The sequence below is a fragment of the Marinobacterium weihaiense genome (assembly GCF_019061305.1).
GTDB lineage: Bacteria > Pseudomonadota > Gammaproteobacteria > Pseudomonadales > Balneatricaceae > Marinobacterium > Marinobacterium weihaiense.
On sequence record NZ_JAHQZT010000009.1, the window covers coordinates 135635 to 161939 of the forward strand.

A 26305-nucleotide genomic window follows, 5' to 3' on the forward strand; every position below is an offset into this window, starting at 1 on the left:
TGAGGAAAACAGGATGAATGTGGAAATCTGGCTGGCCCTGCTGGGCACCGCCGTGCTGATCAGCCTCTCCCCCGGTGCAGGGGCCGCCACCGCCATGAGCGCCGGCCTGACCTATGGCATCCGTGGATCAGGCTGGACCACCTGTGGCCTGATGGCCGGTTACGCGATTCAGATTCTGATCGTGTCCGTCGGACTGGGCAGCCTGATCGCCACCTCGCCCGAGCTGTTTAAGGTCATCAAATGGGTCGGCGTCAGCTATCTGGTCTGGCTGGGGTTGCAGTTTTGGCGCCAGCGTCAGAGTGCCGATATCGAGTCGCAGACGGCAGCCCCCGGACCCATGCGCTTCTGGCAAGCCATGCTGATCAATATCACCAACCCCAAGGGCATCGTCTTTCTGGTGGCGCTGATTCCCCAGTTCATCGACCCCCTGCATCCCCAGCAGGCCCAGCTGCTGTTGATCAGTGCTACACTGCTGGTGATTGATATGTGTGTCATGACCGGCTATAGCGGCCTGGCCGCCACCCTGCGCCACCGTTTTGTCGATCCGGCCGCCGTACTCTGGCAGCAGCGCCTGACCGGCAGCGCACTGATTCTGGCCGCCATGGCACTCTCTCTCGCGGCCCTCTAATGATCCGGAGGCAGGATGCCAGCATTCGTTCGGCCCGCAGCAGTCGTGACCTGTCTGCTGCTGGCCGGCTGCAGCAGTCAGCAGCCCAGACTTGTCGACACCGGTCCATCCGGCTATTGCCTGCGTGCCGGTGATCGTCAACAGTATGACTGCAGCGCGCCTCCCCTGCCGCCTGACGCCCTGCGCGACCCACTAGCCCCCCGGGCAGACATCAGCGATGAGCACCTGATGACACTGCTGGCCGAAATCAAGCGTTGGCTGGCCCGGCAACGACAACAGCTGTCGCCCGACGCGTCCCTCGCCACGGAAGCCTCAACCCGACCGATAACACCGGCCCTCCACTCACATACACTCCCGGACAACGCTGAGAACAACGCTGCAGCTCCCCCCCTGCACCGGCCCTGGGCGCTGATTCTGCACGACTTCGCACCATCATCATCGCAGCGCACCAATTCGAACCTGGCTCCCTGACAGTACCGCCATCCTGACCGCCTTGCCCGTATTCCGCACCTGCACACAATCGGCCCGACCACGATAAATCTTTGATCGATAAACTGTACTTTGTTCAGGCCTGTGCTATTCCAAAGGTAACGGCGCGGCGATCCACAAGATTCGACACGCCGCTTTTTATACCTGTTTTCCGGCTTGGCTTAACCCGCGGAGGACCCCGTCATGTTGAAGCAGATGGAAAACGCCGGCCTGTCCGATCTTCACTTCGGCCTGGATCCGGCCTCTGGCATGAAAGCCATCATCGCCATTCACTCGACTGCCCGTGGCGCCGCCATCGGCGGTTGTCGCTTCATTCACTATGCCCGTGAACAGGACGCCATCACCGATGCGTTGCGCCTGGCACGCGGCATGAGCTACAAGGCCGCTCTAGCCGGGCTGCCGCACGGCGGCGGCAAGGCCGTCATGATACAACCCGAGGGCGACTATGATCGTGCCGCCCTGATGCGGGCCTTTGGCCGTTTTGTCGATCAGCTCGGGGGGCGCTACATCACCGCCATGGACAGCGGCACCGAAGTCAGCGACATGGATGTCATTGAAACCGCCACGCCCTTTGTCAGCTGCACCAGCGCCAGCGGCGATCCGGCCCCCCATACGGCACTGGGGGTATTCGAAGGCATTCGCGCCGCGGTTCGTCATCGCCTGGGGCGGGACGACAAGATCCGTGAAATCGGCGCGACCCTGACCCACCTGTTCGAGGAAGCCGAACGCAGCCACCAGTCGGTACATCATGTCGCCGACCTGCATGCCGAAGCCCTGCTCAACCAGGCCAACATCGATGCTGCACAGGAGTGATGCCATGCATACGATCAGCTATCAGGGCGAGATCCGCCTGACCCGTTACCTGAATGACAGGGGGACACCACTGGGCGAGATGCCGGACTGGGCCCTGGGGGAACAGCCCTGGGTCGGCTACTACCAGCAGATGGTGCTGGCCCGTCAGTTCGACACCAAGGCGATCAGCCTGCAGCGTACCGGTCAGATGGGCACCTACGCCTCGCTGCTGGGCGGCGAGGCGATCGATGTGGTCTGTGCCTCATTAATGCAGACCGAAGATGTGCTGGTACCTTATTACCGTAACCACGCCATGCAGATGATTCGTGGCATGCCGATCTCTCAACTGTTTCTGTACTGGGGCGGTGACGAGCGCGGCAGTGCAACCCCGGAGATGAAACGCGACCTGCCCAACGCCGTCCCCATCGCCACTCAATGCCTGCACGCCTGTGGTGTGGCCACCGCGCTGAAGCTGCGTGGCGAACACCAGGCGGTGCTGACCATGATCGGTGACGGCGGCACCTCCAAGGGCGATTTCATGGAGGCGATCAACGTGGCCGGGGCCTGGCAACTGCCCGTGGTATTCATCATCAACAACAACCAGTGGGCGATCTCGGTACCGCGCAGCAAGCAGTGCATCGCGCCGACCCTGGCGCAGAAAGCCCTGGGCGCCGGTATTCGTGGCGAGCAGGTAGACGGCAACGATGCCATCGCCCTGCATGAAGTGGTTGGCCAGGCGCTTGAGCGGGCACGCGCCGGCAAGGGGCCGACCGTAATCGAGGCACTGAGCTATCGCCTCTCCGACCACACCACCGCCGACGATGCCACTCGCTACCGTCCGGCCGATGAACTCAAGGCCGCCTGGGTACGGGAGCCGGTCGCCCGGCTGCGCAACTGGCTGCACCATCAGGGGCTCTGGGACGAGGCTCGCGAGCAAGCCTGGCAGGCAGAAACCAAGCAACTGATCGAAGCCGCCGTGGCCGACTGGCAAGCCATACCCGAGCAAACCGTTGATGAACTCTACGACGATCTCTATGCCGAGTGCCCGCCGGGACTGGCCGAGCAGCGCGAACAGGCCCGCGCCCGTCAGCAGCGCCGCGTGCAGAAGGGAGGAAAGCATCATGAGTGATAACGCCATCACCCTGCTGGATGCGGTCAATCTGGCCATGGCCCGCGCCCTGGACGAAGACCCCAATGTGGTCCTACTGGGCGAGGATATCGGCGCTAATGGTGGTGTTTTTCGCGCCACCGATGGACTCCAGGCCCGCTTTGGCGAGCGTCGCGTCATCGACACCCCGTTGGCGGAAACCATGATCGCCGGACTCAGTGTCGGCATGGCCACCCAGGGCATCCGACCGGTGGCCGAAATCCAGTTTATGGGCTTTATCTTCCCCGCCTTCGAGCATCTGGTGGCCCATGCCGCCCGTATGCGCCACCGCACCCGCGGCCGCTTGAGCTGCCCGATGGTGCTGCGGGCGCCTTTCGGCGGCGGGATTCATGCCCCCGAGCATCATTCCGAGAGCACCGAAACCCTGCTGGCGCATATTCCCGGCCTGCGCGTGGTGATCCCTTCGTCCCCCGCCCGTGCTTATGGTCTTTTGCTGGCGGCAATCCGCTGTGATGACCCGGTGGTATTCCTCGAACCCAAGCGGATCTACCGCGCCAGCAAAACGCTGGTGGAAGACAACGGCGAGGCCCTGCCGCTGGATACTTGCTTTACCCTGCGCGAGGGCAACGACATCACGCTGATCAGCTGGGGCGCCATGGTGCAGGAAACACTGATGGCCGCCGATCGTCTGGCGGATGAGGGTGTCAGCTGCGAGGTGATCGACGTGGCCACGCTGAACCCCATCGACCACGCTACCCTGATTGCCTCGGTTCACAAGACCGGCCGCTGCGTGATTATCCATGAAGCCCCGCACCACGGCGGCATGGGTGCCGAAATATCGGCCACCCTGAGTGAGCAGATGCTTACTTCACTGCAAGCCCCAGTGCGCCGAGTCACCGGTGATGACACCGTGATGCCCTATTATCGTAACGAGCAGCTGTATCTGCCCGATGTGGATGACATCCTCATCGCGGTCAGAGAGACCATGGAGTATTCAGGATGAAATATTTCAAACTGCCCGATCTGGGTGAAGGCCTGCCCGAGGCCGAAATCGTCGAGTGGCATGTGCAGGAAGGAGATCAGGTCGAGGTGGACCAGACCCTGGTCTCGGTGGAAACCGCCAAGGCCATTGTCGAAGTCCCCTCGCCGCAGACCGGAGTGATTGCTCACTTGTTTGGCGTTGCCGGGGATACCATCCATACCGGTGAGCCGCTGGTGGAATTTGCCGGAGGCGAGGATGCCGACAGCGGTACCGTGGTGGGCCAGCTGAGCCAGGCCCGCAACACCGACAGTCAGCGCGAAAGCTTCATCATCGGCGCCGCTCCCAGCAGCCGCGAAGCCGCCCAGCAGCGCACCACGCCGGCCGTGCGCTCACTGGCCCAGCGCCTGGGTGTCAGTCTCGATACCCTGCGCGGCAGCGGCCCCGAGGGCCGGGTCACCGCCGGTGATGTGGAACGCGCGGCCGATATGGACCAGTCCTTCGGCGCACCTGAGCCCCTTAGAGGCGTGCGCAAACAGATGGCCAAGGCGATGGCCCAATCCCATGCCGAAGTGGTGCCAGTGACCCTGTGCGAGGATGCCGATATTGACCACTGGCCCGAAGGCACGGATATCACCATGCGCCTGGTCCAGGCCGTGGCGGCGGCCTGCGCCGCGGTGCCGGATCTGAACGTTTGGTTCGATGGCCAGCAGCTGGCCCGTCGGACGCATGGCAAAATCGACCTGGGGGTGGCCGTGGATACCGAGCAAGGGCTATTCGTGCCGGTGCTGCGCGATATCGGCAACCGCAGTTCGGATGACCTGCGTGACGGCCTCAACCGCCTGCGCGCCGATGTCAAGGCCCGCTCCATTCCGCCCGCCGAGATGCAGGGTGCCACCATCACCTTGAGCAACTTCGGCACCTTGGCCGGACGCTATGCCAGCCCGATCATTGTGCCGCCACAGGTAGCCATCGTCGGTGCCGGGGTGATCCGTCGCCAGCCGGTGGCGGCGGGTGACGCGGTGTGCGTGCACCGTGTCATGCCCCTGTCGCTGACGTTCGACCATCGCGCCGCCACTGGCGGCGAAGCCGCACGTTTCATGCAGGCGCTGATTCAAGCCCTGTCCGCCTGAGACCTTCCACCTGATGACTGAACGCTTCCGGGGTACCGAACGTACCCCGGAAAAGAGGGTCATACGCAGTATGGGCGAACAGGCCGGTATTTTACTCCTGCATCGCTTGACTCCCGCCAAACTGGACTACACTGAAATCAGCGAAGAACGCAGACCACTGGTCCCTAAGCGTTTGAATTAACAGTGGCTAGCGCACATAACAGGAAGGTGAGCATGAGTATCTTTGACCACTATAAAGCCCGTTATTCAGCGATCCAGCAGGAAGAGATGAGCCTGCAGGAATACCTCAACCTGTGCAAGGAGAAGCCGGACGTATACGCCAATGCCGCCGAGCGCATGCTCGAGGCAATTGGTGAGCCCGAGGTGGTCGATACCGGCCGAGACCCTCGCCTGAGCCGCATTTTTTCCAACAAGGTGATCAAACGCTACCCCGCTTTCAGCGAGTTTTACGGTATGGAGGAAGCAATCGAGAATATCGTCTCCTACTTCCGTCATGCCGCTCAGGGGCTGGAAGAGAAGAAACAGATCCTCTACCTGCTTGGCCCGGTGGGCGGGGGTAAGTCCTCACTGGCCGAACGCCTCAAGCACCTGATGGAGCATATTCCCTTTTATGCCATCAAGGGCTCACCGGTGTTCGAATCGCCGCTGGGGCTGTTCAAGCCCGAAGAGGACGCCGAGATCCTGGAGCAGGAGTACGGCATCCCGCGCCGCTACCTCAACGGCATCATGTCACCCTGGGCCGTCAAACGCCTGCATGAATACGGCGGTGACATCACCCGTTTCCGGGTCGTCAAGCTCTACCCCTCCATTCTCGACCAGATCGGCATTGCCAAGACCGAGCCCGGTGACGAGAACAACCAGGATATCTCCAGCCTGGTGGGCAAGGTGGATATCCGCAAGCTGGAAGAGTACCCCCAGCACGACCCCGATGCCTACAGCTTCTCGGGTGCGCTCTGCCGTGCCAACCAAGGCATCATGGAGTTCGTGGAGATGTTCAAGGCACCGATCAAGGTGCTGCACCCGCTGCTGACCGCCACTCAGGAAGGCAACTACAACAGTACCGAGGGCATGGGTGCCATCCCCTATGACGGCATCCTGCTGGCTCACTCCAACGAATCCGAGTGGCAAAGTTTCAAGAATAACAAGACCAACGAAGCCTTCATCGACCGTGTCTACATCGTCAAGGTGCCTTACTGCACCCGTCTGACAGAAGAAGTGCATATCTATGAAAAGCTGTTGGAAAACAGTTCCTTGAACGAGGCCCCCTGCGCCCCGGATACTCTGCATATGCTGGCCCAGTTCACGGTGCTGTCACGGATCAAGGAGCCGGAAAACTCCAGCATCTATTCGAAGATGCGCATCTATGACGGGGAAAACCTCAAGGATACCGACCCGCGCGCCAAGTCGATGCAGGAATACAAGGATGCGGCCGGGGTCAACGAGGGTATGGACGGTCTGTCGACCCGCTTTGCCTTCAAGATTCTGTCCAAGGTGTTCAACTTCGACCCCACCGAGGTGGCCGCCAACCCGGTGCACCTGATGTACGTGCTGGAACGTGAGATCAGCCAGCAGCAGTTCCCCAACGAAATTCAGGAACGCTATCTGGGCCACCTGAAAGAGTACATCGCGCCGAAATACATCGATTTCCTCGGCAAGGAAATCCAGACCGCTTACCTGGAGTCCTACTCCGAGTATGGTCAGAACATCTTTGATCGCTATGTCACCTATGCCGACTTCTGGATTCAGGATCAGGAGTATCGCGACCCTGAAACCGGCGACATCCTGGACCGTCAGGCAATCAATGAGGAGCTGGAAAAGATCGAAAAACCAGCCGGCATCAGCAACCCGAAGGATTTCCGCCACGAAATCGTCAACTTTGTGCTGCGTGCCCGCGCCAGCAACAACGGTAAGAACCCGGCCTGGAACAGCTACGAGAAGATGCGTTCCGTGATCGAGAAGAAGATGTTTGCCAACACCGAAGATCTGTTGCCGGTCATCTCCTTCAACCCGAAGGCCTCGTCCGACGATCAGAAAAAGCATGGCGAGTTCGTCAAGCGCATGATCGAGCGCGGCTACACCGAGAAACAGGTACGCCTGCTGTCCGAGTGGTACATCCGCGTCCGCAAGTCGCAATAACACCACAACAGGGAGCCGTACACTGAAGGAACTGAACCGCGCAGCCCCACCCTGCCAACGGCGTGAGGCTGCCGCTCTCGGGAGCCCGATATATGAGCTATATCATCGACCGCCGCGAGAATGCGAAGAAGAAAAGCACGGTCAACCGACAGCGCTTTCTGCGTCGCTACAAGCAGCACATCAAAAAGGCCGTGGAAGAAGCGATCCATGACCGTTCGATCCGGGACATCGATCAGGGCGGTCAGGTCACTATTCCCAAGCGGGATATCTCCGAGCCGGTCTTCCATCACGGCGAAGGCGGCCTGCGCCACAAAATCTTTCCCGGCAACAAGGAATTCGTTGAAGGGGACGAATTCCGCCGTCCCGAAAGCGGTGGCGGCGGCGGTGCCGGTGAAGGCAAGGCCAGCAACCAGGGTGAAGGCGAAGACGACTTCACCTTCAACATCAGTCAGGAAGAGTTCCTCGACTTCATGTTTGAAGACTTGGAACTGCCTTGGATGGTGCGCAAGCAGTTGAAGGATGCCACCTCATTCGAGACTCGGCGTGCCGGTTTCACCAGCAGCGGCTCACCGGAAAAACTGCACATTGTCCGGTCTCTGCGCGCGGCACATGCCCGCCGCATTGCGCTGACCGACAAGGAGACCCGGCAACAGATTCGCGCCCTGCGCAAGGAGCTTTGGGCCCTGGAAGGAGCACCGGCCTCCGATGAACGCAATGACAAGGTCGAGGCTCTGCGGGAGCAGATTCGGGCACTGGAGAAGGGGTCGCGCAAGCTGCCGTTTCTGGATGACTTTGACCTGCGCTACACCAACATGGTGCGTGTCCCCCTGCCCTCCAGCAAGGCGGTGATGTTCTGCGTGATGGACGTGTCCGGCTCCATGACACAAAGCATCAAGGATATCGCCAAGCGCTTTTTCATTCTGCTGTACCTGTTTCTGAATCGAAACTACAAGCAGATCGAGGTGGTGTTTGTCCGTCACCATACCCACGCCAAAGAAGTCGATGAGCAGGAGTTCTTCTACTCCCGCGAAACCGGCGGCACCATTGTCTCCAGCGCCCTGGCGCTGAGTGCCGACATCATCGACGCGCGCTATCCGCCGGCAGACTGGAACATCTACATTGCCCAGGCCTCCGACGGTGACAACTGGGACGGTGACTCGGCCACCTGCAGCAAAATTCTGACCGAGCGCATTCTGCCCAAGACCCAGTACTACGCTTATGTCGAGATCACCACTGGCCCGCACCAGAACCTCTGGCACGAGTACGAACACGTGCATGAAGCGTTTCAGGAGCAGTTCGCCATGCAGCAGATAACCGATGCCGGCGAGATCTATCCGGTGTTCCGCCGCCTGTTTGAAAAACGCACGGAGGGTGCCCATGAGCCGTCCTGATACCAAGACCCGCCAGCCGATCTCCACCGGGTCCGACTGGACCTTTGAACTCATCGAGGCCTACGACCGTGAAATCGGCCGTATTGCCGCCGAGTTCGGTCTGGACACCTATCCCAACCAGATCGAAATCATCACCTCCGAGCAGATGATGGATGCCTACTCGTCGGTGGGCATGCCGTTGAACTACAACCACTGGTCCTTCGGCAAGCAGTTCGTTGAAACCGAACAGAACTACAGCCGTGGCCGCATGGGACTGGCCTATGAAATCGTCATCAACTCCAATCCCTGCATCGCCTACCTGATGGAGGAAAACACCATCACCATGCAGGCACTGGTCATTGCCCATGCCTGTTACGGCCACAACTCCTTCTTCAAGGGCAACTACCTGTTTCGCACCTGGACCGATGCCAGTTCCATCATCGACTACCTGCTGTTCGCCAAGAACTACATCCGCCAGTGCGAGGAAAAACACGGTGTGGAAGAGGTGGAAAAGCTGCTCGACTCCTGTCATGCGCTGATGAATTACGGCGTCAATCGCTACAAGCGCCCGCGGCCGCTCACCGCCGAACAGGAGCGCGAGCGCCAGCGATCCCGGGAAGAGTATATCCAGCGTCACCTGAATGACTTGTGGAATACCACCATTCCCCGACACGACGACCCAAGTGCCGACCAGCAACCGCACTTTCCGCCGGAGCCGGAAGAGAACATCCTCTACTTCATTGAAAAGAACGCCCCACTGCTGGAGCCTTGGCAGCGCGAGGTCGTGCGCATCGTGCGTCGCGTGGCGCAGTACTTCTATCCACAGAAACAGACCCAGGTGATGAATGAGGGCTGGGCCTGCTTCTGGCATTACACCCTGCTGCACCAGCTGTTCGACGAGGGCCTGGTGACCGAAGGCTTCATGATGGAGTTCCTGCACTCGCACTCCAGCGTGGTGTATCAACCGCCGTTCGACAGTCCCTATTTCAGTGGCATCAACCCCTACACCCTGGGGTACAACATGATGCAGGACATCCGTCGCATCTGCGAGCAGCCCACAGACGAAGACCGGGAATGGTTTCCCGACATCGCCGGCAGCGACTGGCAACAAACGCTGGACAACGCCATGCGCAACTACAAGGATGAAAGCTTCATCCTGCAGTTTCTGTCGCCCCGCCTGATGCGCGAGCTCAAGCTGTTCTCGATCATGGACGACAGCAACCGGCCAACCCTGCGCGTGGATGCCATTCACAACGAAAGCGGCTACCGCGCCCTGCGCGAGTCCTTGTCCGCCCAGTACAACCTGGGCAACCGAGAACCCAATATCCAAGTCTACAACGTCAACATTCGAGGCGACCGTTCCCTGACCTTGCGCCACTACATGCACAACGGCCAACCGCTGGACGACTCCGCCGACGAGGTGCTCAAGCACCTGCACCGACTGTGGGGCTTCGATGTCTATCTGGAGTCGGTCACACCGGATGGCGAAACGGTGAAAACACGCGCCTGTCCGCCCCGCGAGCTACAGGTTGAGACCAGCGCCTAGGGCTGGCTATACTGGCGGGCATCATTCGAAGGACAACAAGGGCTCGTTATGGACTGTCTGTTTTGCAAGATCCTCGCCGGAGAGATTCCAGCCGAGGTGGTATACGAAGATGATCAGGTACTGGCCTTCCGGGATATCAATCCGCAGGCACCCTTTCACTGCCTGATTATCCCGCGCAAGCATATCGCCACCCTGAACGATATTGCCGATGAAGATCAGGCACTGGTCGGTCACATGATCCAGGCGGCCGGCACCATCGCGCGCCAGCAGGGCTTTGAACAGGATGGTTACCGCACCGTCTTCAACTGCAACACCCACGGTGGCCAGACGGTCTACCACATCCACCTGCACCTGCTCGGTGGCAAGCCCATGGGATGGCCACCCTATCAGGACACGCTGAAAACACCGGTTGCATAACTGTACGCGCGCCGGGCCAGACCGGCGCGCTTGCCCCTGATCAATACCTGACCACCTCGCGGCAATTTTATGTTGCACTGCGTCATAAAGCCTTCATTATGGATCTCTAACCTTGGTGATCAGATAAGCAGAGGGACCGTTCATGTCGATCAAACCCGCTTCTCCCGTTACGTCCGAGACGCCACCCGTCCATGACCAGCTCGAATTCTTCATTGAGCAGGCCCGCCTTGCCGGCCCCATCCGCACTGCCGTGGTGCATCCGGTGGACCACAACAGTCTGCTGGGCGCCATCGAAGCGGCCGAACAGGGCTTGATCGAACCGCTGCTGGTGGGCCCCGAGCACAAGATCCGTGCGGCCGCCGAGGCCGAGGGCATCGACCTGACGCCCTACCGCATCATCGCGACCGAGCACAGCCACCAGGCCGCCGAATGTGCCTGTGACCTGGTACGGGAAGCCAAAGCCGATGCCTTGATGAAAGGCAGCCTTGGTACCTCCGAGCTGCTCAGCGCCGTGGTGCACAAGACCAAGGGCATTCGCACCGAGCGTCGACTCAGCCACGTGTTCGTGTTTGATGTGCCCAACTACCATAAGCCGCTGGTTATTACCGATGCTGCCATCAACGTGACACCCGACCTGAGCGTCAAGCGCGACATCGTACAGAACGCCATCGATTTCTGTCAGTCACTGGGCAACCGGGCACCCAAAGTCGCCATTCTGGCGGCCGTCGAAAAGGTTAAGCCGACCATGCAGAGCACCCTGGATGCCGCGGCCCTGTGCAAGATGGCCGACCGCGAGCAGATTACCGGCGGCATTCTGGACGGTCCGCTGGCATTCGATAATGCCATTTCCCTGCAGGCCGCCATCGACAAGCATATCAATTCCCCGGTCTCCGGCGACGCCGACATTTTACTGGCGCCCGACCTGGAAGCCGCCAACATGATCGCCAAGCAGCTGATCTACTTGGCGGATGCCAAATCGGCGGGGCTGGCGGTCGGCGCCAAGGTGCCGATCATTCTCACCAGCCGTGCCGAGGGTACGCTGGGACGCCTGGCTTCCTGTGCCCTGGCTTCCTATATGGTCAAGCACGCACAGGGAGGCAACTGATGGATACCATCCTGACCGTGAACGGTGGCTCCTCCAGTCTCAAGTGCGGCCTATATGCTGTGCAGGATGGCCAGGCCGGCAGCCAACTGCACTGCCTGATCCATCTCAAGGTGGAAAACCTGCTGGGCAACCCGACCCTGTTCAAGGTCCGTGACGAGCAGAATCAGGTACTGGACGCCCATGAGCTGGACTGCAGCGGTATTCCCCAAGAGGAACGCCATCAATTTGCACTGCAGGAGGTACTGCAGTGGGTGGACACCCACCTGCCGGAATCGCACCTGATCGCCACCGGCCATCGCGTAGTCCACGGCGGTGACCTGTTCAGCGCACCGACCCTGCTGGACGACGCCAGCCTGGCACAGCTGCAGCGTTTCATTCCCCTGGCACCGCTGCATCAGCCCTACAACCTCAAGCTGGTGGAAGCCTGTCGTGCACTGGCCCCCGCTCTGCCCATCGTGGCTTGCTTCGATACCATGTTCCATGCCGCCCAGCCGCGCCTGGAACGGCTCTATGCCCTGCCCCGGCGACTGGTGGACAAGGGCGTACACCGCTATGGTTTTCACGGCCTGTCCTATGAGTACATTCAGCGCCAGCTGACCCTCGCCGGCGCCGGCGCATTGAAAACCGTGGCCTGCCACTTGGGGGCCGGTGCCAGCATGTGCGCTATCGCCAACGGCCAGTCCATCGCCTCCAGCATGGGCTTTACCGCCGTGGAAGGCCTGCCGATGGGCAGCCGCACCGGCAACCTGGACCCTGGGGTGCTGCTGTACCTGATGCGGGAAGAAAACATGGATGTGGATGCGCTGGAGAAGCTTCTATACAAGGAAAGCGGCTGGCTGGGCATTTCCGGCATCAGCTCGGACATGAAAACCCTGCACCAGGCGGACGACGCCCGAGCCGAAGAGGCCATCGACCTGTTCTGCTACCGCATTGCCCTTGAAATGGGTCGCCTGACGGCTGCGCTGGAAGGGGTGGAACAGGTGGTGTTTTCAGGCGGCGTAGGCGAAAACGACACCGATGTCCGGGCACGCGTACTGCAACGCTGCGGCTGGCTGGGCATTCGATTCGACGCCGAGGCCAACCGCCGCAATGCCGGCATCATCAGTACACCCGACTCAACTGTCACGGTGCGGGTGATTCCGACCAATGAAGAAGCGATGATCGCCACCCACGTCACTGAGTTGTTGCACTAACCAAGGGTGGACGCCTGCTATCCAGCGGCGCCTGACTACCCCGCTCGCCCCTTGTCGATGACAGTCGTTACGCCCTGTCCGGAAGTTTATCGGGCAGGGCGTAACGCCTTACCCCAGTGCCGCCTGGCGCTGACGCACGATCTCGAACAGACAGACCCCTGTCGCCACGGAAACGTTCAAACTGCTGACCTCGCCGGCCATGGGAATATTGATCAGCTGATCGCAGTTCTCGCGGGTCAGGCGACGCATGCCCTTGCCCTCTGCGCCCATCACCAGTGCGCAAGGACCGGTCAGGTCGGTTTCGTAAACGCTGGCGTCCGCCTCACCGGCGGTGCCGGTGATCCAGATACCGCGCTGCTGTAGGGACTGCAGGGTGCGTGCCAGGTTAGTAACCTGAATGTAGGGCACGACCTCGGCGGCACCACAGGCGACCTTGGCCACGGTGGCGTTCAGCGGTGCCGACTTATCCTTCGGTGCAATCACCACGGCGACACCGGCAGCATCGGCGGTACGCAGGCAGGCCCCCAGGTTGTGCGGGTCGGTGACACCGTCCAATACCAGCACCAGCGGTGCGGCCCCGGCGTTATCCAGCAGCACGTCCAGTGCCTTTTCCGACAACGCCTTGATCGGCTCGCACTCGGCGATCACGCCCTGATGGCGGCCACCCTCCGCACGCTGCTCCAGTTCGGCCTTGGCCAATTCGATCACCTTGATCCGATGCGCCTCCGCCTTGTCCAGCAGCGTTTGCAGGCGCTCATCACGACGCCCCTGCTGGACCAGCAGACGGCGCACACGGCCAGGGTTGCGATTGAGCAGGCTGGTAACGGCATGCAGGCCGAAAATATCGGTTTGGCTCATGGGACTCCCGAAGTGCAATCAAGGGTGTAATCAGAAATGTCATCAATGAAATGTCAGGCCGCTATTATGCGCCAAACCGGAACAAAATGCCGCAGCCCCCTCCCCCTCCTGCGGATAAAAAAACGCGGTCCCGAGGGACCGCGCTTGAGGTTTGAACCGATTGCCGCAACAGCTAGGACAGCAACGTCCTGGCAGCCGGTGCCTGTTGAGCAAAATCAGTCGCCATGGCGATGCTCAGGGCGGTAATGGTGACAATGGAGAACATGAACACCTGCCGTGCCCAGCCATCATCGTCCACTTCCATGGCCCAGCCCCACAGTGCCATACCCAACCACCAGAGGCTGGTGGCACAGGCCACAACCAAGAAACCGTCTCCGGCATAGCCCAGCAGCGTCAACAGAACCGTGACCAACCCGAAGGCCAGTATATAGAGCACGATGTGCAGCTTGGCCCTGGCAATGCCCTCCACCACCGGCAACACCGGAATCCCGGCAGCGGCATAATCCTGGTAACGGAAAATGGCAATAGCGTAGGAGTGCGGCATCTGCCAGAGGCAGAACATCAACAGCAGGACGGCGGCGCCGGTATCGAAGGTTCCGGTGACGGCGCAGTAGCCCACCACCGGCGGCACCGCACCGGACAGGCTACCGACCAAGGTGCCGTACACCGAGTGCCGCTTCATCCACAGGCTGTAGATGCCGACGTACACGCCATAACCCAGGGCGGCAAAAGCCAGGGCGGCCGCACTGGTAAAAGCCAGCAGGGCAAAGCCCGAAAAACCCAGCAATACCCCATGGGTCAATGCGGCCTTCACCCCGAGCTCACCGGTGACGGTGACCCGGTTGCGGGTCCGTTGCATGCGGCTGTCGATATCCCGATCGATACAGTTGTTGAGGGCACAGCCGGACGCCACCACCAGCGACAGGCCGGCCAGCGTTTGCAACAACAGCAGGTAATCGGCATCCCCCCGGGCGGCGAGGAAGAATCCCCCCGCCACCGAGATCAGGTTGCCCATGATGATGCCAGGCTTGGTGACCAGCAGGTAACGTTTGATATTCACCGGTTCACCCGCCCGTCAGTGCATCATCATGGCGTTGGAGGCGTAGATGATCCAGATCGACAAGCCCACCACCAGCAGGATGATCAGCGCCGAGAACAGGAAGGTCAGGGTGTTCACCTTGCCTTCCTCCGTGGTCTGCGTCAGGTGCAGGAAGTACTTCAGGTGCACCAGGATCTGGATGACGGCAAACGCCAGGATGGCGATGATCGTGGTCCACTTGTCCAGGGCACCGGACATCACCAGCCAGAACGGGATTACGGTCAGTACCACCGACAGCAGAAAGCCAATGCCGTAGGATTTCACGCTGCCGTGGGCAGCGTCATGATGATTGCTCATTAAACGGTCCCCATCAGATAGACAACGGTGAATACGCAGATCCAGACGATATCGAGGAAGTGCCAGAACAGGCTCAGGCAGTTCAGGCGTATCCGGGTCTTATTACCCAGGCCGCGCTTGCTGACTTCCAGCATCAGCACCAGCATCCAGATCAGGCCGGCGGTCACATGCAGGCCGTGCATGCCGACCAGCGAGAAAAACGCCGTCAGGAAGGCACTGCGCTGAGGCCCGAAACCTTCCACGATCAGGTGATGGAACTCGTTCACTTCCATGCCGATAAAGACGGCCCCCAGCGCGAAGGTCACCGCCAGCCACGTCAGGGTGGCGGAGCGGTTCTGGCGCTGGGCCGCCAGCATGGCAAAGCCATAGGTGATACTGGAGAACAGCAGGGCGAATGTTTCGACCAGCACATAGTCCAGCTCAAAGATATCCTGCCCGGACGGCCCGCCTGCCGTGTTCATGAAGAGCACGGCATAGGTGGCAAAGGCCGACGCAAACAGCAGGCAGTCGGTCATCAGGTAGAGCCAGAAACCGAACAGCGTATTCCCGCCGGTATCATGGTGCTCATGTTCATGCGCATGCGCGACGGCATGGGCGGGGGCGCTATGCCTCTGCGCCTGATGTGCAGGCACTTGAGGATTGAGTACAGTGGTCGACATGATCAAGCCTTCATTGCATTAGCCAATTGAACGTTGGTGCGGTGAGCATCTTCGATCCGCTCGATCTCATCCGGCTGCACGTAGTAATCCACGTCGTTGTCATAACAACGCACCAGGAATGCCACCAGCGTGCCGGCCAGAGCCGCAATTACCAGCCACCAGATATGCCAGACAGCACCAAAGCCTGCGACGGTCAGCAGCATGCCCATGACAAACCCGACGCCGGTATTTTTTGGCATGTGGATCGGGGCGTAGGTTTCCGGTCGCTGATAGGCGTGTCCCTTTTCCTTCATATCGGTGAAGGCATCGATGTCCTCGACCCGGGGATCAATCGCAAAGTTGTAGAACTGCGGCGGTGACGCGCTGGCCCACTCCAGGGTATGGCCGTTCCAGGGATCGCCGCTCAGGTCGCGGTTTTCTTCACGCTTGCGATAGCTGACGACGAGCTGGATCAGCTGGCAGGCGATACCCAGCGCAATGATGAAGGCACCGACACAGGCGATATACAGCCAGATATTCCAGTCCGGATTGTCGCTGTGGTTGAGACGACGGGTCATGCCGAGGAAGCCGAGCACGTACAGCGGCAGGAAGGCGCAGTAGAAGCCGATCTGCCAGCACCAGAAGGCGCGCTTGCCCCACTTTTCATCCAGCGTGTAGCCCATTGCTTTCGGGAACCAGTAGGCAAAGCCGGCCAGGTAGCCGAACACGGCACCACCGATGATGGTGTTGTGGAAATGCGCGATCAGGAACAGGCTGTTGTGCAGCACATAGTCGGCACCGGGTATCGATAGCAGCACACCGGTCATGCCACCGATGGTGAAGGTCACCATGAAGCCCAGGGTCCAGAGCACCGGCGTAGTGAAACGCAGTCGGCCGCGGTACATGGTGAACAGCCAGTTGAACAGCTTCACCCCGGTGGGCACGGCGATGATCATGGTGGTGACGCCGAAGAAGGCGTTCACATTGGCGCTGGAACCCATGGTGAAGAAGTGGTGCAGCCAGACGATAAAGCCCAGGATGGAGATGGCTCCGCTGGCCAGAACCATGGACTTGTAGCCGAACAGGCGCTTGCCGGTAAAGGTGGAAATAACTTCGGAGAAGATACCGAAGGCCGGCAGCACCAGGATGTACACCTCGGGATGACCCCAGGCCCAGAACAGGTTGATGTACATCATCGGGTTGCCGCCGAGATCATTGGTGAAGAAGTGGAAATCCAGATAACGGTCCAGCGTCAGCATCGCCAAGGCGCCGGTCAGAATCGGGAAGGACGCCACGATCAGGATGTTGGCCCAGGTGCAGGTCCAAGTGAAGATCGGCATCTGCATCAGCTTCATGCCCGGTGCACGCATTTTCAGTACCGTGACGAGGAAGTTCACGCCGGTCAGCGTGGTGCCGATGCCCGATATCTGCAGTGCCCAGATGTAGTAGTCCATGCCGACACCGGGGCTGTAATTGATCCCGGACAGCGGCGGATAGGCAACCCAGCCGGTCTTGGCAAATTCACCCACACCCAGCGAGATGTTCACCAGCAGAGCACCGGAAACGGCCAGCCAAAAACTCAGGTTGTTGAGGAAGGGAAAGGCCACGTCGCGAGCGCCGATCTGCATCGGCACCACGATATTCATCAAACCGATCATGAACGGCATTGCCATGAAGATGATCATGATGACGCCGTGGGCGGTAAAGATCTGGTCGTAATGCTCCGGCGGCAGATAGCCCTCGGCCCCATTGGTTGCCAGCGCCAGCTGGGTGCGCATCATGATGGCATCGGCGAAACCGCGCAGCAGCATCACCAGGGCCAGGATGATATACATCACGCCCAGGCGCTTGTGGTCCACCGAGGTGATCCACTCGCGCCAGAGATAGCCCCACTTGTTGTACTTGGTCAGCGCCACTGCCAGCAGCAGCCCCACCAGCCCGACAACGGCCAGGGTGCCGACGATGATCGGTTCATGGTAGGGAATGGCATCAAGCGTTAGTTTTCCGAACATCTTTACTCCCCGTCCGCCGCAGCGGCTTCAACCTGTTCCATCGCTTCATGCGCGGCCTGAGACGAACCGCCCCCATGCGCATCACGTGTGTGCGACATCGCCTGCTCATCCATCACCAGCGGTGTACGGCCGTGATGCTGCATGAATTTCATCAGGATCTAGTCGAACAGCCCGGACGTGACGCGGCCGTAATAGGTCACCGGATGATCCTCGGTCGGCTGGGCCAGAGCGGCATAAGCGGCGCTGTCCAGCGTCTGCTCCGAGGCCCTGACCTCCTCGACCCAGGACTGGAAATCAGCCTTGGTCGCCGTGGCGACGGTATCGAACGTCATGCCGGTAAAACCGGCGCCGCTGTAGTTGGCGGAGATGCCGTCATAGCTCCCCGGCTCATCGGCCACCAGGTGCAGTTGCGTTGCCATCGCGGCCATGGTGTAAATCTGGCTGCCCAGCTGGGGGATGAAGAAGGAGTTCATGGTGGACTCGGAGGTCAGCCGGAAGGACACCGGCACGCCAGTCGGAATCACCAGCTCGTTCACCGTGGCGATACCCTGCTCCGGGTAGATGAACAGCCACTTCCAGTTCAGAGACACCACCTCGACCTTGAGCGCTTCCTTGTCATGCTCCAGCGGCTTGTACGGGTCCAGCCGGTGGGTTGAGATCCAGGTGATGGTGCCCAACACGATGATAATGATGCAGGGAATCAGCCAGACCACCAGCTCGATCCTGGTCGAATGCGACCACTTGGGCATATAGGTGGCCTTGTGGTTACTCGCCCGGTACTTCCAGGCGAAGAACAGGGTCATGAAGATGACCGGAATGACGACGATCAGCATCAGCAGGGTGGCGATGATGATCAGGTTCTTCTCGTCGACACCGACCTGCCCCTTGGGATCGAGGACACCGCCCTCGCACCCCGTCAGGAAAAGAGCGGCGCCCAGCAAGAGCCCGCCTGACAGCCAGGGGACCTTTCTCTCTCTCATTGCGTGAGCCTTTAACAGATGAACACAGGACCGCTTGCCGCCATGGCGACAGGCGATGAAGGGATGACTCCCGGGGGCCTCGGGTCAGGGCATGACCAGAGGCAAATGACGAAACGCGTTCAGCCGCACGCACGCCTGGACACACAGGTATCCATACGAGTCAAAGCCGTGGCGGTAGAGCGTTTCAGCAGAACAGGGGCGGTGCGCGACTGCCGTGATCGAACAGGTTTTCTTTGCGCGGCAGCGCCAGCAGGCAACGAACAAACGGTCGGCTGACACGTCGCAGGAGGCTGCTGATAAAGCAGATGAGAAAGCAGACAAGCAGGGTTACGAATAGCACATCCAGTGCCGATACAAAGGTCAGGTCATCCAGCAAGGGCCACTCGAAACCGGCCCAGGGCTCCAGATACAGCTCGCCGGATATGCCGAGCACCGAGACCAAGAGGCTCAGTACAAAGCAGATCAATGTTAACCAGCGGGTGGCGGCTGAATAGTTCAAGGCATTTCCTGACAACTTCGTTGCCGATGCACGCTGATCGGCACACGCCGGAACGAAGCTCCGGCGCCCCCATACACGGGGCACAACAGGCGGCACTGATATCCATCAATGCACGTGAATAAAGGTGCGGCGGATTCTACCACAAAAGTCCGGCTTGGCCAGCGCCGCTACATACTGCCCGAATCGACCGACATGAAAAACCCGGACGCTGCTATGCAACGTCCGGGTAAAGGCCCTGCCCGTACGGGGAGCAGAACCTTGAATGCGCGTTCGCGATCCTGCCGGGGCTTAGCCCGCCAGACCGGCAAACACCTTGTCGCGAATATCGTCAACGCTGCCAACACCTTCCACGTATACGTAGGCCGGTGCCTTGGCTTCGCCGCGTTCGTTCCAGCCACGGTAGTAGCTGATCAGCGGTTCGGTCTGCTCGTGGTACACGTTCAGACGCTGACGCACGGTGTCTTCCTGGTCGTCTTCACGCTGCACCAGCTCATCACCGGTCACATCGTCCTTGCCTTCTTCTTTCGGCGGGTTGAAGACAACATGGTAGGTACGACCGGAGGCCGGGTGCACGCGGCGACCGCTCATGCGCTTGATGATCTCCTCATCGGCCACGTCGATCTCAACCACGGCATCGATGTCAACGCCGGCATCCTTCAGCGCATCCGCCTGCGGAATGGTGCGCGGGAAACCGTCGAACAGGAAGCCGTTGGCGCAGTCCGCTTCAGCGATGCGCTCTTTCACAAGGCCAATGATGATATCGTCGGATACCAAACCACCGGCATCCATCACTTCCTTGGCCTGTTTGCCCAGCGGCGTGCCCGCTTTCACCGCCGCACGCAGCATGTCGCCGGTGGAGATCTGCGGGATGCCGTACTTCTCAGTAATGAACTGGGCCTGAGTGCCCTTGCCCGCACCGGGTGCTCCAAGCAGAATAATGCGCATCTATCTTGTCTCCTGAATGTTGTTGTAATCGGTAAAGCTGACGTGCACCGGCAGAGGGCCGGTCCACGGAAATTCGTGCCATGGGGTTTCTTGAGGCTATATGGCCAGGCCCCGTGCATACAATTCGACATTAGCCCTAACGGCTGATGGACTGTTGACAAAGGCAATCGAGATTACGCAAAGCCCCATGGCGATTCAACCCCCTTTTGCAGGTCGCCGTCCCTAGCCGGTATTGCGCATGCCGGCCGATATGCCGGCCATGGTCACCATCAGAGCCTGCTCAAGTCGCTGGTCGGGCTGATTGCGGTCACGGAACAGCAGTTCGGCCTGGAGCACATGCAGGGGATCGATATAGGGGTTGCGCACGTCGATGGACTGACGAATGACACTGTTGCCTTCCAGCAGCCGCGCCTCCTGCTTGATCGCCTTGACCTGCTCCACCGCCTGCTGCAAACGGGCTCTCAGGCTGGAACCCAACGCGTGCAGTTCCGCCGAGACCAGACGCTGCTCGTAATAGGCACAGATGTTGACATCGCTCTTGGCCAACACCATTTCCAGCATGTCGATCCAGGACTGGAAGAACGGCCAGTCCCGATACATCTCGTGCAACAACGGCAGCTGGCCTTCATCGATGGCCATTTTCAGGGCCGCACCGGACCCCAGCCAGGCCGGCAACATGAGGCGGGTCTGGGTCCAGGCGAAGATCCAGGGAATGGCCCTGAGGCTTTCCACTCCGCCATCCGCACGGCGCTTGGCCGGTCGAGACCCCAGTGGCAGCTTGGCCAGTTCCTGCTCCGGCGTCAGGGCGCGGAAATAGGGCACGAACTGTGGATCTTCCCGCACCAGAGAGCGGTAAATGCTCATGCCGCACTGTGCCATGCGCCCCATCAGCTCGCGCCAGGCAGCCTCCGGCGCCGGGCCCGGGCTCAGAGTCGCTTTGAGCACGGCGGCGGTATACAGGGTCAGGTGACGGACCGCGATTTCGGGAATACCGAACTTGAAGCGAATCATTTCACCCTGCTCGGTTACCCGCAGACTGCCACCCACCGAACCGGGCGGTTGCGCCAGAATGGCAGTATGGCTGGGGCCGCCGCCGCGCCCGACGGTACCGCCACGGCCATGAAACAGGGTCAGGCGAATGCCCGCCTGCCGACACAGTTCGGTCAGTGCTTCCTGTGCCCGGTACTGGCCCCAGGCCGCCGCCACCTGCCCCGCGTCCTTGGAGGAGTCGGAGTAGCCGATCATCACCTCCTGATGGCCGTCGATGTAGTCCCGGTACCAGTCGATGGCAAACAGGTCACGCATGCAGTCCGGTGCGTGGTCGAGGTCATCCAGGGTTTCGAATAACGGCACAACCCGCATGTTGTGTTCCACACCGACTTCCTGCAGCAACAGGTTGACGGCGAGCACATCGGACGGCTGGCCGGCCATGGAGATGACATAGGAGCCCAGGCTGTAGGCCGGGTTGGCCGCGATCACGCGACAAGTGTTGATCACTTCCAGCACCGCCTCTCCGGGCTGCCAATGATGCGGCAACAGAGGACGGCGCGAGGCCAGTTCCTGCAGCAGAAAGGCCTGCTTGCGGGCTTCATCCCACTCCGAGTAGCGCCCCAGTTGATAGAACTCGGTCAGGGCATCGAAAACCTCGGCATGTCGATCCGCATTCTGGCGGATATCGACGCGGACCAGGGTCAGGCCGAAGCAGGCAATCCGGCGCAGCAGGTCTTCCAGGCCGCCGGCGGCAATGCAGGCCATGCCCGATTCCTGCAATGAGCGATGACAACACTGCAGCGGCTGGCGCAGCTCGTCCAGGTCACTGATCCAGCGTTCGGGGTTGCTGGGCTGGCCCTTGAGGTAAGCTTCGATACCATCGCGGGTTTCCACCAACCGCTGGCGCAGTCGGCCCAGCAGCTCCCGGTAGGGTTCTGGATGGCTATCGGTCAGGTGGCGCAGTTCCGCATTGGCGGCGTGCATCGACAGTTCGGCACGCAGCTGGTCCACGTCCCGAGCATACAGGTCGGCCGCCATCCAGCGCGCCAGCAGCAATACTTCCGAGGTCACGGCCGCCGTCACGTTGGGGTTGCCATCCCGGTCACCGCCCATCCAAGAGGAAAAGTGCACCGGGCTGCATTCCAGCGGCAGGTTGACGCCCAACTGGGCTTGCAAACGCCGGTCAAGCAGGCGCAGAAATTCGGGGATCGCGGTCCACAGGGAGTTTTCGATGACAGCAAAGCCCCACTTCGCTTCTTCCACCGGGGTCGGGCGATTTTGTCGAATCTCGTTGGTATGCCAGATCTGGCTGACCAGCCGATCCAGACGTGTCTGTACCGGCTCGCCGCGGTCGCGCTGTTTCAGCGTGTCGGCAATGGCGTCGTATTTCTGAATCAGGGTGCGTCGATTGACTTCGGTGGGGTGTGCGGTCAGGACCAGGTCGATACTGAGTTCGCCCAAGCGTTGCAGCAGGGTCTCGGCATCCAGCCCTGTGGCGGTCAGCTCATGCAGCAGTCCATCCAGCACGCCGGCATCCTCGTCACCCGCACTTTCCAGGTGGCGACGTACACGGTGATGCTCTTCGGCGATATTGGCGAGGTTGAGAAACTGGGTAAAGGCGCGTGCAATCGGCAGCACCTCGTCTTCATTGAGGTCATCCAGCGCCTGGCGCAGGGCATCCTGACTGGCATTTTCATCCAGCCGCGCGGACTTGGCCAGCTGGCGGATATGCTCGACCCGCTGCAGAAACGGCGAGCCCAAGTGGGCTTCCATGGTACGTCCCAGGCTTTCGCCCAAAACACGAACATCATCACGCAGTGCTTCGTGCAGATCACTCATGCCATCCCCTCCGTTCAGGTTCCATAGCCTTCGATGCTAACCGATCCGACCGGTGGACCGATAGCGCCCTTGGGATGAATTTGTGACCGGAAAGAACAACACCCGGCGGGAGGATACGCCGGGTGGAAAGGATCAGAGGCCGCGCGCCTTGGCGTCGTCCCACCAGCGGTCGAGCTGATCGAGACTCAGCTGTTCCCAGTTCTGGCCACTGGCTTCGACTTGCTGCTCGACGTGTCCGAAACGACGTTCGAACTTGGCATTGGTGTTGCGCAAGGCCTGCTCAGGGTCCATCTGCAGGTGGCGTGCCAGATTGACCTGGGCAAACAGCAGATCACCGATCTCTTCACGGGCATTATCCATATCCCCCTGCTCCAGAGCCTGACGTAATTCTCCGATCTCTTCCTCGATCTTGTCCAGTACCCCCGTGATCTCAGGCCAGTCGAAGCCGACACGGGCGGCCCGACGCTGCAGCTTGGCAGCCCGGCTCAAGGCCGGCAGGTTGAGCGGAATGTCCGCCAGCACGCCGGTACGTGCCTTGGCATCACGCTCCTGCTGCTTGATCGCTTCCCAGGTCTGGCTGACCTGGGCCGTATCCACGGCCAGGGCCTCGCCACCGGCCAGCGTACCGGCCGGGAACACATGTGGGTGACGTCGAATCAGCTTGCCCACCAACTGATCGATGATCGCATGCAGATCGAACCAATCGCGTTCGTTGGCCAGGCGGGCATAGAACACCACCTGGAACAGCAGATCGCCCAGCTCATCGCGCAGATGCGGCCAATCTTCACGCTCGATGCAATCAGCCACTTCATAGGCTTCTTCCAGCGTGTGAGGAACGATGCTGGCGAAAGTCTGCTGCAGGTCCCAAGGGCAGCCACTATCCGGATCCCGCAGCGCGTCCATCAACTGAATCAGATCATCGAGGGTATAACGCATCACTGGCCTCCCCGGCGCTCACGGTGCACATCCAGCACGTTGGGCACCTGGTGAATCTTGTCCATCAACCGCCCCAAGCGCTCCAGGCGCGGAATTTCCACGGTCATCGTCAGCTTGGCCATGTTGTTCTTGCGATCGGTCAGCGTGTTGGCGGCCAGAATGTTGAGTTTTTCATTGCTCAGCACCAACATCACGTCCCGCAGCAACCCGGGGCGGTCAAAGGCCTCGATAGTAATATCCACCGGATAGGTCTGCTCGTTTTCATCGCCCCAGTCCACGCTGATGACCCGGTCAGGATCACTTTCGCGCAACCCCATCAGATTCAGGCAATCCTCGTGGTGAATGGAAATGCCGCGCCCCTGGGTGATATAGCCCATGATCGGGTCGCCCGGTACCGGCTTGCAGCAAGTCGCCAGCGTGGTCAGCAGGTTGCCGATACCGGCAATATTGATACCGCTACCGCCCTTGCGCGGTTCTTGCGCACCGCCCTTGTTGGGCAGAGTCAGGTCCAGTTGCGGTTCGGGACGTTCCGGCTCCAGCTGGCGCTGGGCCTCATGGATGATCTGCGACAGACGCAGATCACCGGCTCCCAGGGCCGCGCACAGGTCTTCTGCGGTCTTGTAGTTGACCGCTTGGGCTATCTTGCCCAGGTCGATCGCCTGAGGATCGAGCGCCAGCCGACGCAGCTCGCGCAGAATGATGTCGCGACCAGCATCGGCATTCTGCTCCTTGGCTTGCAGCTTGAACCAGTGCGCCACCTTGGCCCGCGCACGTGAAGTGGTCACGAAACCGTAGTTAGTATTGAGCCAGTCTCGCCGCGGCGCCTCTTCCTTCGAGGTCATGATCTCGACCTGATCACCAGTCTTGAGTGGACGGTTCAGTGGGATGATACGGCCATTGACCTTGGCGCCCCGGCAGCGGTGGCCCACTTCGGTGTGCACGCGATAGGCGAAGTCGACCGCGGTTGCCCCCTTGGGCAGGTCGATGACGTGACCGTCCGGCGTGAATACGTAGACACGGTCCTGCACCACATCCCCGCGCAGCATGTCGCCCAGCGCTTCGCTGTCGCCCAGGTCATCATGCCACTCCAGTACTTGACGCAGCCAGGCGATTTTCTCTTCATAGCCGTCCCCGCTCGAACGGGTATCTGTGCCCTTATACAAATGGTGGGCACAGACCCCCAGTTCGGCCTCTTCGTGCATGGCGAAGGTACGAATCTGTACCTCCAATACCTTGCCTTCCGGGCCGAAGACGGCGGTATGCAGGGAGCGGTAGCCGTTGGGCTTGGGCGAGGCAATATAGTCATCGAACTCATGCGGAATGTTGCGCCATAGGCCATGCACGATGCCCAGCACGGTGTAGCAGTCACGGATTTCCGGTACCAGGATGCGCACAGCACGCACGTCATAGACCTGGCTGAAGTCGATGTTCTTGCGCTGCATTTTGCGCCAGATGCTGTAGATATGCTTGGCGCGCCCCATTACATCGCCATCGATACCGGCGTCACTCAGGCGACTGCGCAACAGCTCGACCACCTGATTGATGAACATCTGGCGATCCAGACGCTTTTCATCCAGCAGACGCGCAATGTGCTTGTAATCGTTGGGCTTGAGGTAGCGGAAGGACAGGTCTTCCAGTTCCCACTTGATATGACCGATGCCCAACCGGTGCGCCAACGGCGCATAGATATCGAAGACTTCGCGCGCCACCAGGTAACGCTTCTTGCGGTCGCCGTTTTTAACACCGCGAATGGCGCAAGTGCGTTCGGCGATCTTGATCAGCGCAACGCGCACATCGTCGATCATCGCCACCAGCATCTTGCGCACGTTGTCGACCTGGGCGATGCTCGTGCCAAGCACGGCATCATCGGAGCGCGGATTCTTGCGGCTGCCGATGGCGGCCATCTGCAACACGCCATCGATCAGGCCGGCGATGGTAGCGCCGAAACGCTCGCGGACAATGTCCAGCTTGAGTTTGTGCTCGCGGACGGAGCGGTAGAGGATGGCAGCCACCAGGGTTTCCTGGTCTTGCTGCAGCTCCGCCAGGATCTGAGCCATCTCGAGCCCGGTGCGGAAACTGCCAACGGTATTCTGTGCCCAGTCGTCATCCGACTCGGCAACGGCGGCACGTGCCTGCTTGGCCAGCAGACACGCTTGCCGGATCTGTTCAACGTCTTCAACGTCTACCTGCTGCTGCAAGCGCAGCAGCCAGAGATCCAGATCAACGGTGCCATCTTCTCGTATCGGGTGGTCTTCTCGAACCTTCACCATGGCCTAAGCCACTCCTGTGTTGCCTCCGGCGACGATTGCCGAACAC

The 26305-nt window shown here is 60.4% G+C and carries 24 protein-coding genes; 12 read left to right on the top strand and 12 right to left on the bottom strand.

Features of this window, described 5'->3' with window-relative positions; all coding sequences use genetic code 11:
- Positions 1-13: 13 nt before the first annotated feature.
- The 12 genes from KTN04_RS09205 to KTN04_RS09260 all read left to right on the top strand — a co-directional run bounded on the left by KTN04_RS09205 (position 14) and on the right by KTN04_RS09260 (position 12896).
- Entirely contained in the window at positions 14-628 is a 615-nt protein-coding gene (locus KTN04_RS09205) for a LysE family transporter (protein WP_217334928.1), read from the top strand.
- A gap of 15 nt (positions 629-643) precedes the next feature.
- Positions 644-1099, top strand: a complete 456-nt coding sequence (locus KTN04_RS09210) for a hypothetical protein (protein ID WP_217334929.1) — start codon at positions 644-646, stop codon at positions 1097-1099.
- Positions 1100-1300: 201 nt separating this feature from the next.
- A complete protein-coding gene (locus KTN04_RS09215) occupies positions 1301-1930 on the top strand; it encodes a Glu/Leu/Phe/Val dehydrogenase dimerization domain-containing protein (RefSeq protein WP_254262468.1) in 630 nt (209 codons plus the stop codon).
- Between the two features lie 4 nt (positions 1931-1934).
- Positions 1935-3038 carry a pyruvate dehydrogenase (acetyl-transferring) E1 component subunit alpha gene (pdhA, locus tag KTN04_RS09220; protein WP_217334930.1) on the top strand — a complete coding sequence of 368 codons (1104 nt, stop codon included), beginning with the start codon at positions 1935-1937 and terminating at the stop codon, positions 3036-3038.
- Positions 3031-4020 carry an alpha-ketoacid dehydrogenase subunit beta gene (locus tag KTN04_RS09225; RefSeq protein WP_217334931.1) on the top strand — a complete coding sequence of 330 codons (990 nt, stop codon included), beginning with the start codon at positions 3031-3033 and terminating at the stop codon, positions 4018-4020. The genes pdhA and KTN04_RS09225 overlap by 8 nt, the downstream gene beginning before the upstream one ends.
- The gene (locus KTN04_RS09230) at positions 4017-5129 is read left to right on the top strand and encodes a dihydrolipoamide acetyltransferase family protein (protein WP_217334932.1); all 1113 of its coding nucleotides are present in this window, start codon (positions 4017-4019) and stop codon (positions 5127-5129) included. The genes KTN04_RS09225 and KTN04_RS09230 overlap by 4 nt, the downstream gene beginning before the upstream one ends.
- Before the next feature lie 213 nt (positions 5130-5342).
- A complete protein-coding gene (locus tag KTN04_RS09235) occupies positions 5343-7265 on the top strand; it encodes a PrkA family serine protein kinase (protein WP_217334933.1) in 1923 nt (640 codons plus the stop codon).
- A gap of 92 nt (positions 7266-7357) precedes the next feature.
- Positions 7358-8656, top strand: a complete 1299-nt coding sequence (locus KTN04_RS09240; protein WP_217334934.1) for a YeaH/YhbH family protein — start codon at positions 7358-7360, stop codon at positions 8654-8656.
- A complete protein-coding gene (locus KTN04_RS09245) occupies positions 8643-10181 on the top strand; it encodes a SpoVR family protein (RefSeq protein WP_217334935.1) in 1539 nt (512 codons plus the stop codon). The genes KTN04_RS09240 and KTN04_RS09245 overlap by 14 nt, the downstream gene beginning before the upstream one ends.
- A gap of 48 nt (positions 10182-10229) precedes the next feature.
- Complete coding sequence (locus KTN04_RS09250) at positions 10230-10598, top strand: histidine triad nucleotide-binding protein (RefSeq protein WP_217334936.1); 369 nt, start codon at positions 10230-10232, stop codon at positions 10596-10598.
- Positions 10599-10740: 142 nt separating this feature from the next.
- On the top strand, positions 10741-11703 hold the full coding sequence (locus tag KTN04_RS09255; RefSeq protein WP_217334937.1) for a bifunctional enoyl-CoA hydratase/phosphate acetyltransferase: 963 nt from the start codon (positions 10741-10743) through the stop codon (positions 11701-11703).
- Positions 11703-12896: an acetate/propionate family kinase gene (locus tag KTN04_RS09260; RefSeq protein WP_217334938.1), complete on the top strand. Its 1194-nt coding sequence runs from the start codon at positions 11703-11705 to the stop codon at positions 12894-12896. Before KTN04_RS09255 ends, KTN04_RS09260 begins: the two co-directional genes overlap by 1 nt.
- A 108-nt stretch (positions 12897-13004) precedes the next feature.
- On the opposite strand, the gene rlmB is transcribed toward KTN04_RS09260, so the two are convergent.
- The 12 genes from rlmB to relA all read right to left on the bottom strand — a co-directional run bounded on the left by rlmB (position 13005) and on the right by relA (position 26259).
- The gene (rlmB, locus tag KTN04_RS09265; RefSeq protein WP_217334939.1) at positions 13005-13754 is read right to left on the bottom strand and encodes a 23S rRNA (guanosine(2251)-2'-O)-methyltransferase RlmB; all 750 of its coding nucleotides are present in this window, start codon (positions 13752-13754) and stop codon (positions 13005-13007) included.
- Positions 13755-13926: 172 nt separating this feature from the next.
- Positions 13927-14814, bottom strand: a complete 888-nt coding sequence (gene cyoE / locus KTN04_RS09270) for a heme o synthase (protein ID WP_217334940.1) — start codon at positions 14812-14814, stop codon at positions 13927-13929.
- A 15-nt stretch (positions 14815-14829) separates the two neighbouring features.
- Entirely contained in the window at positions 14830-15150 is a 321-nt protein-coding gene (gene cyoD / locus KTN04_RS09275; protein WP_217334941.1) for a cytochrome o ubiquinol oxidase subunit IV, read from the bottom strand.
- On the bottom strand, positions 15150-15809 hold the full coding sequence (cyoC, locus tag KTN04_RS09280; protein WP_217334942.1) for a cytochrome o ubiquinol oxidase subunit III: 660 nt from the start codon (positions 15807-15809) through the stop codon (positions 15150-15152). The genes cyoD and cyoC overlap by 1 nt, the downstream gene beginning before the upstream one ends.
- 2 nt (positions 15810-15811) lie before the next feature.
- Positions 15812-17800, bottom strand: coding sequence for a cytochrome o ubiquinol oxidase subunit I (gene cyoB, locus KTN04_RS09285; RefSeq protein WP_217334943.1), 1989 nt, complete (start codon positions 17798-17800; stop codon positions 15812-15814).
- 2 nt (positions 17801-17802) lie between these two features.
- The gene (locus KTN04_RS09290; RefSeq protein WP_217334944.1) at positions 17803-17952 is read right to left on the bottom strand and encodes a hypothetical protein; all 150 of its coding nucleotides are present in this window, start codon (positions 17950-17952) and stop codon (positions 17803-17805) included.
- Between the two features lie 6 nt (positions 17953-17958).
- On the bottom strand, positions 17959-18780 hold the full coding sequence (cyoA, locus tag KTN04_RS09295; protein ID WP_217334945.1) for a ubiquinol oxidase subunit II: 822 nt from the start codon (positions 18778-18780) through the stop codon (positions 17959-17961).
- Positions 18781-18964: 184 nt separating this feature from the next.
- The gene (locus KTN04_RS09300) at positions 18965-19279 is read right to left on the bottom strand and encodes a hypothetical protein (RefSeq protein ID WP_217334946.1); all 315 of its coding nucleotides are present in this window, start codon (positions 19277-19279) and stop codon (positions 18965-18967) included.
- Between the two features lie 288 nt (positions 19280-19567).
- Positions 19568-20224 (bottom strand): adenylate kinase, encoded by a 657-nt coding sequence (adk, locus tag KTN04_RS09305; RefSeq protein WP_217334947.1) that lies wholly within the window; start codon positions 20222-20224, stop codon positions 19568-19570.
- A 222-nt stretch (positions 20225-20446) separates the two neighbouring features.
- Positions 20447-23053, bottom strand: a complete 2607-nt coding sequence (gene ppc, locus KTN04_RS09310) for a phosphoenolpyruvate carboxylase (protein ID WP_217334948.1) — start codon at positions 23051-23053, stop codon at positions 20447-20449.
- 132 nt (positions 23054-23185) lie between these two features.
- A complete protein-coding gene (gene mazG / locus KTN04_RS09315; RefSeq protein ID WP_217334949.1) occupies positions 23186-23989 on the bottom strand; it encodes a nucleoside triphosphate pyrophosphohydrolase in 804 nt (267 codons plus the stop codon).
- On the bottom strand, positions 23989-26259 hold the full coding sequence (gene relA / locus KTN04_RS09320; RefSeq protein ID WP_217334950.1) for a GTP diphosphokinase: 2271 nt from the start codon (positions 26257-26259) through the stop codon (positions 23989-23991). The genes mazG and relA overlap by 1 nt, the downstream gene beginning before the upstream one ends.
- Positions 26260-26305: the final 46 nt, after the last annotated feature.